The organism is Candidatus Accumulibacter necessarius, assembly GCF_036625085.1.
On the sequence record NZ_JAZKUM010000002.1, the window covers coordinates 61657 to 77179 of the forward strand.

At 64.4% G+C, this 15523-nt stretch carries 10 protein-coding genes and 2 pseudogenes; 9 read left to right on the plus strand and 3 right to left on the minus strand.

Annotated features, from left to right (window positions below; translation table 11 throughout):
* The first annotated feature begins 37 nt into the window (after nucleotides 1–37).
* The 9 genes and pseudogenes from V5B44_RS04515 to V5B44_RS04555 all read left to right on the plus strand — a co-directional run.
* On the plus strand, nucleotides 38–217 hold the full coding sequence (locus tag V5B44_RS04515) for a DUF7008 domain-containing protein (RefSeq protein ID WP_332357948.1): 180 nt from the start codon (nucleotides 38–40) through the stop codon (nucleotides 215–217).
* A gap of 49 nt (nucleotides 218–266) precedes the next feature.
* Nucleotides 267–800 (plus strand): DUF6079 family protein, encoded by a 534-nt coding sequence (locus V5B44_RS04520; protein WP_332357949.1) that lies wholly within the window; start codon nucleotides 267–269, stop codon nucleotides 798–800.
* An 86-nt stretch (nucleotides 801–886) separates the two neighbouring features.
* Nucleotides 887–1447 carry a hypothetical protein gene (locus V5B44_RS04525; RefSeq protein WP_332357950.1) on the plus strand — a complete coding sequence of 187 codons (561 nt, stop codon included), beginning with the start codon at nucleotides 887–889 and terminating at the stop codon, nucleotides 1445–1447.
* Nucleotides 1448–1553: 106 nt separating this feature from the next.
* Entirely contained in the window at nucleotides 1554–3968 is a 2415-nt protein-coding gene (locus V5B44_RS04530; protein ID WP_332357951.1) for a hypothetical protein, read from the plus strand.
* Between the two features lie 153 nt (nucleotides 3969–4121).
* The gene (gene pglZ, locus V5B44_RS04535) at nucleotides 4122–6677 is read left to right on the plus strand and encodes a BREX-2 system phosphatase PglZ (RefSeq protein WP_332358552.1); all 2556 of its coding nucleotides are present in this window, start codon (nucleotides 4122–4124) and stop codon (nucleotides 6675–6677) included.
* A 138-nt stretch (nucleotides 6678–6815) separates the two neighbouring features.
* A complete protein-coding gene (locus tag V5B44_RS04540) occupies nucleotides 6816–7454 on the plus strand; it encodes a hypothetical protein (protein WP_332357952.1) in 639 nt (212 codons plus the stop codon).
* Complete coding sequence (locus V5B44_RS04545; protein ID WP_332357953.1) at nucleotides 7444–8580, plus strand: hypothetical protein; 1137 nt, start codon at nucleotides 7444–7446, stop codon at nucleotides 8578–8580. Before V5B44_RS04540 ends, V5B44_RS04545 begins: the two co-directional genes overlap by 11 nt.
* A gap of 163 nt (nucleotides 8581–8743) precedes the next feature.
* Nucleotides 8744–10054, plus strand: coding sequence for a BREX system ATP-binding protein BrxD (gene brxD, locus V5B44_RS04550; protein WP_332357954.1), 1311 nt, complete (start codon nucleotides 8744–8746; stop codon nucleotides 10052–10054).
* Between the two features lie 27 nt (nucleotides 10055–10081).
* Nucleotides 10082–11269: pseudogene (locus V5B44_RS04555) on the plus strand (DEAD/DEAH box helicase); the annotation flags it as partial.
* Here V5B44_RS04555 and V5B44_RS04560 read toward each other — a convergent pair.
* The 3 genes and pseudogenes from V5B44_RS04560 to mobH all read right to left on the minus strand — a co-directional run bounded on the left by V5B44_RS04560 (nucleotide 11266) and on the right by mobH (nucleotide 15508).
* The gene (locus V5B44_RS04560; RefSeq protein WP_332357955.1) at nucleotides 11266–11889 is read right to left on the minus strand and encodes a DUF4400 domain-containing protein; all 624 of its coding nucleotides are present in this window, start codon (nucleotides 11887–11889) and stop codon (nucleotides 11266–11268) included. The pseudogene V5B44_RS04555 and the gene V5B44_RS04560 overlap by 4 nt on opposite strands.
* Nucleotides 11886–13791: pseudogene (traD, locus tag V5B44_RS04565) on the minus strand (conjugative transfer system coupling protein TraD). The gene V5B44_RS04560 and the pseudogene traD overlap by 4 nt, the downstream one beginning before the upstream one ends.
* A 1-nt stretch (nucleotide 13792) precedes the next feature.
* Complete coding sequence (gene mobH / locus V5B44_RS04570; protein ID WP_332357956.1) at nucleotides 13793–15508, minus strand: MobH family relaxase; 1716 nt, start codon at nucleotides 15506–15508, stop codon at nucleotides 13793–13795.
* Between the last annotated feature and the right edge of the window lie 15 nt (nucleotides 15509–15523).

Genomic DNA, 15523 nt, shown 5'->3' on the forward strand with positions numbered 1-15523 from the left:
AGCGCCTGCAGCCCTTGCTCGCCGGCTGCTGGAACTGGTGCCCTGGCTCAAGCAGTGGCACAACGACATGAACCCCGATTTCGGCGCGCGCATGGGCGACTACTACGAGAGCTTCGTGACCGACGAGGCGCGAGCGCTGCAATTCACGCTCGATGACCTTCGCGCCTGGAAGCCGGCGGTTACGGCGGCCAAGCGCGGACGCAAGAAATCAGCATGAACGAAACGATGCATCAGGCCGGACGCCGGAAACAGGGAAGACAACAACCATGACACTGATCAGAGAACTGATTGCGATCCCGGAGCAGGTGCATCAGGGCGACTTCGTCCTGAAGCTGGCCGACGGCGTGGCGCATGCCGAAGCGACGCTGCGCGACTACGTCGTGACGCCGCAGCTCAACGCCTGCTTCAATGACGCGCTGACCTTCATCAAGCAGTCGGTCCAGGGCGGCACCAGCAAGGCAGCCTATCTGCATGGCAGCTTCGGCTCCGGCAAGAGCCACTTCATGGCCGTGCTCAACCTGCTGCTCGACAACAACGTGTCGGCGCGCTCGATGCCCGAGCTGGCCAACGTCGTCGCCCAGCACAACGGCTGGACGCAGGACCGCAAGTTCCTGCTCGTGCCGTATCACATGATCGGCGCGCGCAGCATGGAGTCGGCGATCCTGGGCGGCTACGCCGAGTTCGTGCGCAAGCGGCATCCGGATGCGCCGATCCCGGGCTTCTATCTGTCGGAGCGCCTGTTCGAAGATGCGGTGCGCATGCGCGATCGCTCGGTGACGAGGCCTTCTTCCGCGACCTGAACGAGGGTTCGGACGCCGGCGACGGGGATGACAGCGGCTGGGGCGACCTGAGCGGCGGCTGGGATGCCGCGAGCTTTGAAGCCGCGATGCTGGAGCCGCCGAGCGGCGACGACCGCGTGCGCCTGGTCGGCGACCTGATCAGCCGCTACTTCACGGCCATTGCCGACGTGGCCGAGAGCCGCGGCGAGGCCTTCGTGCCGCTCGACGATGGCCTCAGCATCATGAGCCGCCACGCCAAGGCGCTCGGCTACGACGCGGTGATCCTGTTCCTCGACGAGTTGATCCTGTGGCTGGCCAGCCGGGCGGCCGATGTCAGCTTCGTCAGCAGCGAGGGCACCAAGCTCGTCAAGCTGGTCGAAGCCGGCAACGCCGATCGGCCGATTCCGCTGGTCAGCTTCGTCGCGCGGCAGCGCGACCTGCGCGAACTGGTCGGCGAGAACCTCGCCGGCTCGCTGCAATTGCAGTTCAGCGACGTGCTGCGCCACTGGGAGGCGCGCTTCCATCGCATCACGCTGGAAGACCGCAACCTGCCGGCAATTGCCGAGAAGCGGGTGCTCCGGCCTTTGTCCGAAGCGGCCCGGCAGACGCTGGGCAATGCCTTCGATGAATTCCAGAAGGTCAGGCCCGAGGTCTGGAACACCTGCTGACCGAGACCGCGGACAAGGAGATGTTCCGCAAGGTCTACCCGTTCAGCCCGGCGCTGGTGCAGACCTGATTGCCGTGTCGGCGGCCTTGCAGCGCGAGCGCACGGCCTTGAAGCTGATGCTGCAACTGCTGGTCGATCGGCGCGATGACCTGGAACTGGGGCAGATCATCCCGGTCGGCGACCTGTTCGACGTGATCGCCGACGGCGACGAGCCGTTCTCGGAGGCGATGCGTATCCACTTCGACAACGCCAAGCGGCTCTACAGACAGAAGCTGTTGCCGCATCTGGAGCGGCAGCATGGCGTGACTTGGGAAAACATTCGCATCGGCGATGCCGACCCGGCCAAGGCCCGAGCGCTGCGCAACGATGCGCGGCTGATCAAGACGCTGCTGCTGAGCGCGCTGGTGCCCGAAGTCGATTCGTTGAAGGCCCTGACGGCCCAACGCCTGGCCGCACTGAACCACGGCACGATCCGCTCGCCCATCCCCGGTCGCGAAACCCAGGACGTGCTGCGCAAGTGCAAGGAGTGGGCGGCCGACATCGGCGAGATCAAGGTCACCGACGACACCAACTCCCTGATCTCGATCCAGGTCACCGGCGTCGACATCGAGCCCATCGTGCGCGGCCCGGCGGCCTCCAGCGACAACCCGGGCAACCGCCGACGCCGCGTGCGCGAGATGCTGTTCGAGCAACTCGGCGTGACCGACACCAACGACCTGTTCGCCACCTACGCGGTGCTGTGGCGCGGGACGAAGCGCGAGGTCGAGGTGCTGTTCGAGAACGTCCGCGAGATGTCGGACGAAAAGCTGCGTGGGCGCCCGGGTACCTGGACGGTGGTCATCGACTTCCCGTTCGACGACCCCAAGTTCACCCCGGCAGACGACCTGGCCCGTTTGGCCGACTATCGCGGCGACGACACGCAGACGCTGGTGTGGATGCCGTCGTTCTTCAGCGCCAAGGCGCAGCATGACCTGGGCCGCCTGGTGGTGCTGGACTACATCCTGACCGGGGAGCGCTTCAACGAGCTGGCCGCCCACCTGGCGCTGGTCGATCGCGGGCCGGCGCAGGCGCTGCTGCGCAACCAGCGTGACCAGTTGCAGCAGCGGGTTCGGCAGTACCTGGAGGTGGCCTACGGCATCGCCGGCGACTCGCGCGACGCCGTGGTGAACCCGATGGCGCCCGAAGACCAGTTCCGCTCGCTGGACCAGACGCTGACGCCTCTGCCGCCCGTGGGGGCGAACCTGAAATCGGCCTTCGAGGCCTTGCTCGACCAGCTCTTCAGGCACCAATACCCGGCGCATCCGGTCTTCGATGCCGAGGTGAAGCCTGCCGCGGTGAAGAAGGTCTGGCCGGAACTGGAGCGGGCCATCGGCACCGCCGACGGGCGCGCGCCGGTTGGGGATCGCGTTATACGGCAACTGATTCGTTCGATTGCCGACCCCGTGCAGCTAGGCAAGACGGGCGAGACCCATTTTGTGCTGGGTGACCATTGGCGCTCGCACTTCCTCCGCGAGCAGGCCAAAGAGGGCGCCGCCTTCACGGTCGCCAATCTACGCAAGTGGATGGATCAACCGTTGGCGATGGGGCTGCCGACCGAAGCGCAGAACTTGATCATCCTCACCTTCGCCGGACAAACCAATCGCAGCTTCGTGCGCGGCAATGTCCCCTCCATGCCGAGCATCGACCAGATGCCGGACGATCTGGAACTGCGCGAGCAGACGCTGCCCGAGCCAGGCGACTGGGAGGCTGCCTGCAAGCGTGCCGCCGCGCTTTTCGGGTTGACGATTCCGACATCGCGCAACGCGGGCAACGTCGCCAAGCTACTTGAAGAAGTTCAGGCCAAGGCGCGTGAGGCACGGGAGCCGATAGGCAGCCTGGTCAAGACGCTGAACGAGAAGTCCGCGTTGTTCCCGGCCCCCGGCGACAACCACCGCCTGCAAACGGCGCGTTCCACGCTGGCCTTGCTGGCCGGCCTGTTGAGTGCTGAAGGCGCGGCTGTGGTCACGACGCTTGCAGGCGCAACGATCGAAACATCCGAGGTCGCCATGCGCCAGACCCTGGCCAAGGCACGAGAACTGGATGAAGCGGTTCGCACCGGTGCGTGGGACATCTTCGAGGCGATGAAGGCGCTGACCGACGAGCGGCGATCCGCAGCGCACGCGATCGTGGCCAAGGTGAGCGAGACACTGGCCGCCGACGAGCATGCGATCGGGCTGAAGGCTGCGCTCGATGACCAGCGCATCAAGGCCGTGCGATTGCTGACCGTGGCGCCGCCACCACCCGCTGTTCCTCCTGCCGCTGGCCCGACTACGCCGCCACTGCCGCCGACGGCACCGACGCCGGTTCCGCCCGGCCGGCCTGCGCCCAAGCCGCCGGTGATCGTGCAGGAGTCCGCTGCGGCTGATCTCGAAAGCACGCAGGCGCTGGCGCTGCTCGATGACCTGCACGCCAAACTCGACAACGACACGGACCTGCGCCTGTCGATCTCGTGGCGGCTTGAAAAGCCGGGGAGCAGCAAGTGACAGTTACCGCCGGGCCTTTGTCCTTGCCGCAGATCGAGGCGCAGGCGCTCGCGGTGCTGGACCGCGCCAGCGACGCAAAGGTTATCGCCATTCAGGCCAGGACCCAAGGCGGCATGGCCGGACGCCATCAACCTGTCAGGCCGGCAGTTCCGGCTGCGCTGGTGCGAAAGCCCGTTGATGGCACGCGAAGCGCTGTCAGCGCTGGAAGATGTGCCTGACGGGCAGTCCGGGCAAGGGCTCATCCTGCTGACGCCGCTGTCCGCACGCGACTTGGGTGGTGACGTCGTGGCGCGGCTGGCACGTGCTCAGGTTTTTCAGCCTGACGCCTGGGGCATGGTCCAGCAACTCTTCAAGGCGCGCGAGATCGATGCGCGACTCAGTCGCTTTCGCTGGATGGCCCAACTGCTGGTTGAGCGAGCCAGCATGGGCGCCTATGCGCCTGTGCCCAACGGCTTCCTGGACATGGACACGGCGTGGCGCAACATCCTCGGCCGCTGCCTGAGCCTGGACGCATCGAAGCCGGATGCGGCGATGCTCTTGAACTGGTCTCTGGGCGCCGATTCGGCCGGGCATTTCGACGATCTTCCCGACCAAGCGAAGCCGCAGATCGCGACCTGGCTGGGCGACTCCGCAGGAGCGGTAGGCACACTCGTCATGCGGTGCGTAATGGACGGCAACACGCAGGATGTCGTCCCACTCGGATTGGTGTGCGGCGTGGTGTTGTCGGCTCAGGGCGAAGGCGTGCACGACCTGGCCGCTGCTGCGATACGCCTCGAACGCTTCATGGGCGACAAGCGAATTGGCATCGCCGAGGGACGTCTTTGGGCTAACGACGCTGCGAATTGTCTGAAGTCCTTGACCCCAGCCCTGCGTCACGAGGTGATCGAACGCGCCGAGTTGCTGCTGCGAGAGCTCCATGTCGACGCCTACGCCCACTTGAGCGATGTACTTCCGCTCGGTCTGGAGCAGCGGCTTGGCCTGCTCGCGGATGCACTCAAGGCCTTCATCGCCGAGCCATCGACGGCGCAGCTTCAGGTCATCGAACGGGCGGCGGATTCGGTGGCGCGCCATGCTCATGCCGACCCGGCAAGCACGCGCATGCTGCGGGTGAAGATGGCCGTCCGCCTGTGTCGATGGATGATGGCCGACCGGCCGGAGAGCAAGGTTCGGAGCGGGCGTCAGGCAACCGGGTTCGCTGATCTCGCGCAGCTGTATGCCCGCGAAGGCGCCTTCGTCGATTGGGCACGTTTCAAGCTGCTCGGCGGCGACGACTTGCCGGGTCTTTCTTCGGCCTTCGTCGCCCTGCGCGATGCGGCACGCAAGAAGGCTGAGGCGTTCAATCAAACCTTCGCCCAAGCCTTGCAGGTCTGGAACCGCGAGCCTCGGGCGGAAGCCGCATGCATGCCGGTTGAGGCGATCGTCGAACGCTTGCTCGCCCCGCTGGCGCAGCAGACCCCGGTGCTGTTGCTGGTGGCGGACGGCCTGAGCTACAGCATCTTCCGTGAGCTTTGCGAGGACCTGGAAGCCCTGGGCTGGGACGAGCAGGTCGCAGGACCAACGCCGACACTTGCGCTCGGTATCGCGGCGCTGCCGACGATCACCGAAGTGAGCCGCACCAGCCTACTCTCGGGCCGCCTGGTGATCGGCGCAGCGGCGCAGGAGAAGACCGCGTTCGCTACGCATCCGGCCTTGGTGGCAGCGTCGCGCGCCGGAACTACACCGGTGGTATTCCACAAGGGTGATCTCTCAGACGCCGAAGGCCTCTCATCGACCGTTCGCGATGCCATCGCCTCCACTCAGCAGCAAGTGGTGGCCGTGGTCTACAACGCTGTCGACGACCATCTCAGCGGATCAAACCAGATCCAGGTGCGCTGGACGGTCGACGATCTGCGGCTGCTCGGACCCTTGCTCAGCGAGGCGCGTCGGGCGCGGCGTGTGGTGATCGTCACCGCCGACCATGGACATGTGATCGACGACGGCACGGTGCAGCGTGGCCAGGGGGAGGGCGATCGCTGGCGGTTGCCGTCGGGCACACCGGACGCGAGCGAGCTGGTCTTCGAGGGCGGCCGAGTGAAAACCGCGTCAGGCAATGCGGTGGTTTGCGCGTGGTCGGAGGGCGTGCGACACGGGGCCAAGAAAAACGGCTATCACGGCGGCGTATCGGCGCAGGAGGTCGTCGTACCGCTGAGCGTGTTCACGCCGCGCAACATGGCGCTGAAGGGCTGGCAGGTCGCGGCAGCGCCGCAGCCGGATTGGTGGGCGCCGCTGGAGGTTGCATCGCCGGCAGGGGCCGCTGAAACGCCGATGCTCCCCAAGAAGCCGCCGAAAGCGAAACCGCTGCCAGCGCCTACACCGCAGACCGATCTGTTCGGCGGAACGCTGCCCGTCGCGGCGCCCGTGCCCGGAGTGCACTGGATCGACGCCCTTCAGGCGTCGCCCGCCTACACGGCGCAGAAGGCACTGGCGGCGCGCGTGGCGCCTGTCGATGCCGACGTGCGCTCCCTGTTGGAGGCGCTGGCGGCTCGTGGCGGAAAGCTTTCCAAAGCGGCGCTCGCGCAGCGTCTGGGCATGCCTGCGATGCGCATCAGCGGTTTCGTCAACGCCGCGAAGCGCGTACTCAACGTCGATCAAGCCGCGGTTTTGGTACTGGACGAGACGGCGGGTACGGTGGAACTGAACCGGGAATTGTTGGCGCGGCAGTTGCGATGAGGGGGCGCGGCTAGAAATGCCAGTAGTTCCCACACAAATCTTTCGGTCTATGCTAAACGACTGTTTTTTTAATTCGGTGCAACCGAGCCGATTGGTCTGCTTCGACGAGACAAGAACAAAACTCCTTGAGGAACTCATATGGAACATGAGTATTCGGTGCTCGGGGGACTGAACCGTGCGGCCATCGGCCGCTATCTCAGCATTGCAGCCTCGCTCATTGCCGCGGGGCTGGGTGCGGGAGTGGTCTTGTTGATCGATCTGGCGAAGACCCTGGGATGGGCTGGCCACGTTCCTGCGCTAGTGCTTTGGCCACTGACTGCAGGCCTGATCTACAGCGTCCTATATTGGTGGTTTGAATCACGAGTTTGGAGGCAGCCCAAACTCGCTGGGTTGCTGAAGGTTCCGGACCTTGCCGGAATTTGGCATTGCGATGGTCAGACGATCAATCCCGACAAGACGCTCGGCCAGAAGTGGGATGGCGAGGTAACGATCATTCAAAGCTGGGATAAGTTGCGTATCAGGCTGAAGACGTTGCAGTCAGGCTCCAATAGCATCGCAGCAGCGCTGGTGCATGACCAAGCGGACGGCTTTCGCCTCCTCTACAACTATAAAAACGATCCGAATATCGACGAGCCTGATTTAGCTGCACACCGCGGATCAGCAGAGCTGGTTTTCTCGGCTGATCTCCTGACGGCCAAGGGTGAATATTTCAACGGACACGGCCGGTACACATTTGGAACGATGAAACTAACTCGTAGAGGCAAAGATGGCGCGTGATATCGACAGGAGACTTCAATCTCTCAATGCGCGCCGAAAGGGGACGGACCGAATTGGTGAGTTGAGTCTTGATTCCGCCCAACAGGTGCTCGCGAAGAGCTTTATCGCAGAGGCATACACAAAACGTGCTCCCACTCAACGCTACACTCGATACGCGCTTGGTTCAATGCAGGCGGTCGATCCTGACTACACCCGCATCAGCATCGAAGAAGCCGAGAGGGTCGGTGCCCAGCTCAAGTCTGGGTTGGACAAGAAGTCGATCAGTGTGGAGTTTCGTCTTCAGGGGTCTGTTGCCTGTGATGTGCACATCCGCGGCGTCAGTGATGTCGACTTTCTGGTCATTGAGGGGCGGTTCTACCGATACGACACTGCAGGCGACAGAGCGCTTCGAAGTGGTTACACGAGCCCAGTCTCCTACGACACGCTGCAAGCGCTCCTGCAGCTGCGGAGCGAAGCGGAGACCATACTCATAGCGGCCTTTCCTAAGGCCACGGTGAAAATCTCCGGGCCAAAAGCCATTAACCTAACTGGGGGTTCATTACGACGCCCCGTTGACGTGGTCCCGGCGAATTGGTTCGACACCAGTGACTATCAGAACTCTGGCAGTGAGTCAGACAGGGGTGTTGAAATTCTCAATAAGGCAGTGCCGGAACGCATCCTTAATATGCCATTTCGGCACATACAACGTATCAACCAACGTGACACGATGACCCTAGGTGGTCTCAAGAAGGCTATTCGTCTCTGCAAGAACGTAAAGGCAGATGCTCTCGACGAAGGCACAAAGATCAATCTTTCCAGCTTTGACATCACATCTGCCCTTTGGCATTCGGACTGTGGCGCGCTAACTGTTGGTGTTGCTAACGAACTGGCGATTCTTGCTGAGGCGACAAGGTTCTTGGACTACCTCGCGCGCAGGAAGGACTACGCAAGGACGCTTTCGGTGCCGGATGCATCACGCAAGATTTTCGACTCAGAAGAAAAATTGGAGGGCCTCGTCTTACTGTCCTTGGAGATGGATGATCTTGCAGAAAAGGTCAGCCGAGAACAGAAGAAGCTGATTGAGAGCATCCCCTTGTTGCAGGAGCAAGTGATGGATTTCTTGCGCAAGGCATACATACCCGGCTGAAGGTCTGTTCGATTCATGGGGCGGATTCGTGTCACGGATCAAGAAAATCTCCATGCAGAAGCAGTTATCGAAAATACAGCCCGCGTTTGCATCGTTTCCGTCGGCGGGTTTCCGTCGTTTGACTCGGCAGGTTCGGAGTGGAATTCGCAATGAGTACTAGCAAATGATCAGTTCGCAGCGCAGAGCCGAGGTCATCGAGGCATTGAGGCGCGGTACGGTCCCCAAGGCTGGCCTAGACGCCTTGGCCGTGGGTTACGGCCGGCTTCAGGGAACGCTCGACGAAGAGTTGGACGCGGTGGCATCCGGACGCGGCGCCTTCAAGGCCATTCGCGGTGAATACGGATCGGGCAAGACGTTTTTCGGTCGTTGGCTGCAAGAACGGGCACGGGCGCGCGGTTTGGCGACCAGCGAAGTGCAGATCTCCGAAACAGAGACACCTCTGCATCGCCTGGAAACGGTGTACCGCCGGCTGGTCGAGCGCATCGCTACGGCCGACAGCGGCGAAGGTGCGTTCCGGGGCATCGTCGACGGTTGGTTCTACGCGCTGGAACGTGACGTGCTCGAAGACACCAGTCTTGACCCGACGGATGAAGCGACCTTGCTCGCCAAGACCGAGGCGCTGATGGAGGCAAGGTTGGCCAGCGTTACCAAGGTCGCGCCGGCCTTCTCGGCCACGCTTCGTGCCTACCGACGCGCACTTCAGGCCGGCGATAACGCCACGGCCGATGGGCTGATGGCCTGGCTCAGCGGCCAGCCGAATGTCGCAGCATCGATCCGGCGCTCGGCTGGCGTGAAGGGAGATATCGATCACTTCGGCGCGACCAACTTCCTATCCGGGCTGCTAACCATGCTGCGCGACTCGGGGTATGGCGGTCTGCTGCTGGTCTTGGATGAAGTCGAGACCCTGCAACGTATGCGCGCCGATACCCGCGAGCGAGGCTTGAACGCGCTTCGGCAGTGGATTGACGAAATCGATGCCGGCCATTTTCCAGGCCTATATCTGTTGATCACCGGTACCCAGGCTTTCTATGAGGGGGCTCAAGGCGTTCAGCGCCTCGCACCGCTGGCACAACGACTGCACGTTGATTTCGGGACCGACTCGCGGTTCGACAACCCACGAGCAGTGCAGGTGCGCCTGCCGGCCTTCGGTCACGATTCGCTGCTCGAAGTTGGGCTCAAGGTGCGGGACATCTATGCCGACGGTGCTGTTGCCGGTGACCGGGTTCGCGCTTTGGTTGACGACGCCTATGTCGAGTCCCTGGCCAAGGCCGTCACCGGAAACCTCGGCGGCAAGGTCGGCGTATCGCCGCGATTGTTCCTGAAGAAGTTGGTGGCCGACGTAATGGATCGAGTTGATCAGTTCGAGGACTTCGATCCTCGCAAGCACTATGCGCTGACGATCTCGGAGAGTGAGATGACAGCGCAGGAACGCGCTTCGGTCGGCGTGGGATCGGTCGATGACATCGAGCTGTAAGCGGATAGGACACGTGGGTGGTCCTCGATGAGCGTGGAGGCCTTTGAGCGCCTGCATGGGGCGTTGCAGTACCACATCGTCAACTCGATGGGCTGGAGCGGTCTGCGCTCGACGCAGGCCGAGGCGGTAGTGCCGGTCCTCGAAGGAAAACATTGCCTGATTCTTGCACCGACGGCTGGCGGCAAGACGGAGGCGGCAATAATTCCCGTCTTGTCACGTATGGCGACCGAAGAGTGGTCAGGGCCGAGCGTTCTGTACGTGTGCCCGATCAAGGCGCTGCTGAACAATCTTGAGTCACGGCTGTCGCGCTATGCCAGCTTCGTCGGCAGGACGGTACAGGTGTGGCACGGTGATGTCGGGCAAGGGGCCAAGGCCCGAGCCAAGCGCTCGGCGCCAGACATCCTGCTGACCACACCTGAGTCCCTCGAAGGGATGCTCATTTCGACGAAGGTAGATCGAGCGTCATGGTTCGGCAACGTTCGCGTCGTCATCGTTGACGAATTGCATGCCTTTGCAGGTGACGACCGCGGATGGCACCTGCGCGCTGTGATCAAGCGGATCGAGGCCTACGCAAGGCAGCCCATTCAGCGGGTCGGGCTGTCTGCGACGGTGGGTAACCCGGTCGAACTGCTGGATTGGTTTGCGGGGTCGGGGGGGCGCCAGATCGTAGGCTCTTCGTCGGTCAGCACGGACGCCGATGTGACCATCGATCATGTTGGGTCGATGGCGAATGCCGCGACGGTGATCTCACGGCTGCATCGCGGTTCCAAGCGCCTGGTTTTCTGCGATAGCCGCTCGAAGGTGGAGGAGTTGGGGGTGTCGCTGCGCAGCTTGAACACCCGGACGTTCGTGTCGCATTCGTCGTTGAGCGCGTCCGAGCGAAAGCTTGCAGAGACGGCATTCGCCGAAGAGCAGGACTGCGTGATCGTCGCCACCAGCACGCTGGAGTTGGGGATCGACGTCGGCGATCTCGACTACGTGATCCAGATCGACTCTCCCAGCACAGTCTCTTCGTTCCTGCAACGCATGGGGCGTACCGGCCGGCGCACCGGCAGTCGACGCAACTGTCTGTTCCTGACTACCAGCGACGAGGCGTTTCTGCTCGCCTGCGCGATCACCATGCTGTGGCGCCAAGAGTATGTCGAACGCATCACGCCGCCGCCACTGCCTTGGCACATGGTGGCACAGCAGATGATGGCGCTCGTGCTGCCTCATCCACGTCGGTGAAAACACCCCAGCGCCCGCCCGGCCAGCACCCCGACCACCAGCGGCACGCACGGCAGCAGCAGCGGATGCAGCGTCACCGGCAGCACGAAGCCGATGACCGTCGCGCAGAGGATCACGATCCCCAGACTGGCGTACAGCGCGAACATCTCCGGATCGTGCTGCAGGAACTCCTTGGCCTTGATGAGCCGCGCCAATCCGCCGTCGACGAGGGCAGCCAAGACGAATACCGCCAGCCAGGGCAGCCATTCGAGCAGGGTGGAGAGTCGATAGCTGGCGAGCAGGAGCAGCGCGTCGACGGCGCGGAAGTAGGCGTTGTTGAAGAGGCGCTGGTTGACCGAGGACATCTCCCGGGACACCGCGCCGTTCACGCCCGCTGGCGAAGGCGCATCCTTCGCGGCAGGAATCGGCGTGACCTGGGCCGTCGAATCTTGCATGCGCATCGCCCGATCCAGCATGCGGGTGGCGGGCTCGGCGCCCCAGTAGGCGGTGGCCGCCTCATGCTCGGCGCGTAGCTGCGCGAGGAAGCGCTCCGGGGGATGGGCCGACGGCACGTACAGCACCAGGACCAGCAGGACGAGCAACGACAACACGGCGACGGCGCGGATCATGCGGTCGCCTTTCCCGGGGCGCGGCGCGAATCCGCATCGGGATCGAGGATCGGAAACCGTCCCTTGATGATCCGGCCGCCCGACACCGAGGCGAAGTACTGGAGGTTGGGCAGCTTGCCCAGCACATCGGCCGGCACCATCTCCTCGAAGCTCTCGGTGAGTTGGGTGGAATAGCTCGACGAGAAGTCGCCCAGGTGGGCATCCGACCCGTGGCTCAGGCCCACCCGCACCGTATGGATCGCCGTCTTGCCGAAGGTCTCGACCACGAAGTCCTGGGTCGGCCGGTCCTTGGTGCGCAGCGCGATCAGGTTGTTGAGGTTGCCCAGCGCCATGCGCGCCGCGTCCTCGCTGCCCAGCCGCTTGGCCAGGTCCGCCAGGGTCTGCATCGCGCAGGTGGTGAAGATGCCGCCCTCGGCGCCCTTGTTGAGGATCTCGATCAGCGGCTGGTTGATGACGTTCGAGACCTCGTCGACGAACAGCGCGATGCGCCGGTAGCCGCCCAGGTTGTAGCGCATGCCGGCGCGCGCCGCCTGGTCGGCCAGCGCCAGGGCGCCGATGGCCGAGGCGACCGACGGATCGGGCAGCGAGTCCAGGCACATGTAGAGCACATGGCCGGCGCGCTCGATCTTCTCGAAGTTCATGATGGGCCGGGTGTCGTCCGCATCGAAGGGGTCGGGCGAGAGGCTGCGCCCCAGGTCGCCCGAGGTCAGCATCGACAGGATGGGCAGCAGGTTGGCGGTGATCTTCTGGTAGTGCTCGCGGTTGTGGCGGAAGGTGCGCACCTGGGCATCGATCACCTTGTTGCGCTGGTTCTGGGCGATGTGGTGCTCGTAGTAGGCGACGAAGGCCATCAGGTCGGCGCTGGCCGCCTCCGACGGCCGCTTCAGGTTGCCGCGCTGGGCGTCGTGCAGCAGCTTCTTCATCTCGGGCAGTTCGCGCCAGCCGACGCCCAGGGTCTGATCGTAGTAGCGGCGCAGCGATCCTCCAGCACCGGCTCGATGCCGCCCTCGATGTACTTGGTCAGTTTCATCAGGTTCGGCCGTTCCTCGATTCGACCAGGCCCTGCACCACGACGTTGACGGCATCCCAGCCGAAGGCCGAGAAGGCGCCGGCCGTGTCCGGCGGCATGATGGACTGGATACGCGAGGCGATCTCGGTGGGCTTCTGCCAGTTGAAGGTGAAATCCAGCCGTACCCCCCGCTCCGGAAAGGCCGGGTGGAATTCCATGAAGGTGTCCGGCTCGCGGTAGTCCGCGCAGGCGCGCTCCACGACCCGCTTCAGGCGCCGGCTGTTCTTCGGATCGATGACGATCACCACGTCGCCGCGCCGGATCGCCTGGGTGATCAGGTTGGCGAGTGCCACCCCCTTGCCGGACTGGGTGGTGCCTACCAGCAGCGTGCCGCCCTCGAAGTTCTGCAGCGGCCGGTGCAACGGGCCTTCCTTCGGTTCGACGCCGTGGATATAGGGCAGACCGATCTCGGCGTCCGGCTGGGGCTTGCTGTCGTAGCCCAAAAGTTGCAGCAGGCGCGGCGATACGGCGAACTCCCGGTAGTCGACCTTGGACAGTTCGTAGAGCCGCTGCGAATGCACGGGCTGCCATTCGAAGCCGAAGCCCAGGAACACTAAGGCCGGATCCTGGCACCATCGAGCCAGGTCGTCGGTACCGACGACCTCGATGCCCCGTCCGCCGAGGGACGCGCGCAAGACCAGCATGCGCAGGGCCTGGGTCACCCGCAACACGCCCATTGCGAAGCAGACGAGCGCCAGCGGCAGGGCCAATTGCCGGGGGAGAGTGCCGACTACGCCTACCCCCAGGAAATAGAGCAGCGCCAGCCACCAGGCGATGCCGGCATAGACCTCGTAGGCGCGGCGCCAGGGCATCTCGTAGCGGCGTACCAGCATCTCAGCTTCCCTCCGCCGGTGGTGCGGCAAAGCCCGCCAGATCGAGTCCGCTTACGCAGCGCGGATCGAGCACGATGCCGACGGTGGGGTTGCCGTTGAATTCACGCGACAGCGTCGGCGGGCCATTGCGGTTGGGTTTCACCAGCAGGTTCGCCTCGGTGAGGGCACGCATGGCGAGGGATGGCTGGACGCCGCGCCGCCCGAATTCCTCCAGCGGTACGAATACTCCCTGGGCGACGGTGCACACGGTGGGCGGACCCATGCCATCGTTGAGCGTGCGAACGGCCTCGGCCAGGGCGTCGCGCACGACCGGGTTCAGACGCATCGGGGCTTGCAAGGCGAATGTCGCCGAAGGCGGTGTCGTCGCCGGTTCCAGCGAGGGTGATTCGGGTGTTTCCTCGACCGGCGTCACGCGGACGTCACTCTCGGCGGGCGGCTCGGACGGCGGAATGAGCGACAACTGGGTGCCGCTCTTCACCGGTGCCGGCGGTGGCATGGATGGAGGCGTCTGCCGCGCAACTGGCGCAGACGCCGGCGCCGGCTTGAATTCCAGTGCCTGGGGCAAGGCGACGGGGGGCGGATCGATTCCCGCGAGGAGAATGGCCGGGGCCGAGAGCTTGACGGCTTCCAGCGGGGCCTTGGCGCCGGGCGGCTGGATGGACCAAGTCGCGCGGCCCGCTGCCGCCGCTTCGAACACGCCAGCGGCCAGCAGCAGTTCCAGCATCGTCTCGGGCGCCTTGGGGATGCCGGCCAGTTGGTCGGCTTCGAGTAGTTGGTGGACATCCTCGGCGGCGCCGGGCCAGACCAGGAACAGACCATCCTGTCCGAACCACAGGCGCGACTTCTCGCGGTTGGCTATCCAGGCCGAGTTGCCGCTGGTGAGCCGCCGCAGGGCGTCGACCAGGTAGCGCTCCAGGTGCGAGCCGTATTGCGGCGAGCCGTAGCGGTCGGCGCTGGCGACCAGGTTGCGGTCGATGACCAGCGCCAGCGAGCGGCGGACCAGTTCGTCGAGGATGTTGTGGTCGCGATAGACCGGAATGCCGCCGATGCTGGCCAGCAAATGCGGCACGATGACTGCGTTGCCCTCGGACAGGTCGGCCATCACCGCGGGCGGCACCACATGGGGCAGGGCGAACAGGCCCAGGCCGCGCGCCTCGACGGCTTGGGGCCGCCAGCGCAGGAAATAGCGCTCGCTGCCCCGGGTCGCCAGCCAGTCGGCCAGCGGCCGCAGGAAGGCCGGCCACGCCTCGCCGGCGGCATCGGTGACGATGATATGGCTCATCAGCCGGTGCAATTCGCAACACAGCCCGGCGATGAAGGTTGCATGGCGCCAGCGCGGTTCCAGTTGGCGGCGTGCCGAGATGCTCATCCGCCCCGAAAAAATGTGTGCGTCGGTGCCTTGCAGGCTGAAGAAAGCGGTCTCCAGGCCGAGCCGCAAGAGGCCGCCCGGCTTGCTGAAGTAGTTGTCGGCGGTCGCCGGCAGCAGATGCACGCAGGCGGCGTAGCGGCGCACCAGCATTAGGACATCGCGCTCGAAGCTGTCCCGGTCGATGCCGTAGCACAGCTTGATGCGTGCGATCAGGTCCGCTTCGCCGGCCAGCAGATCCTCGACCGGCACGGCGGCGAACCCTGGGTCGGAGGCGGGGTAGGAAGTGACAGGCGTTGGCGTGGCGGGCATGGCGGTACGGCGATGCCGGAAAGAATGCGAAGTGGCCATTCTTCGGCCGGCTAT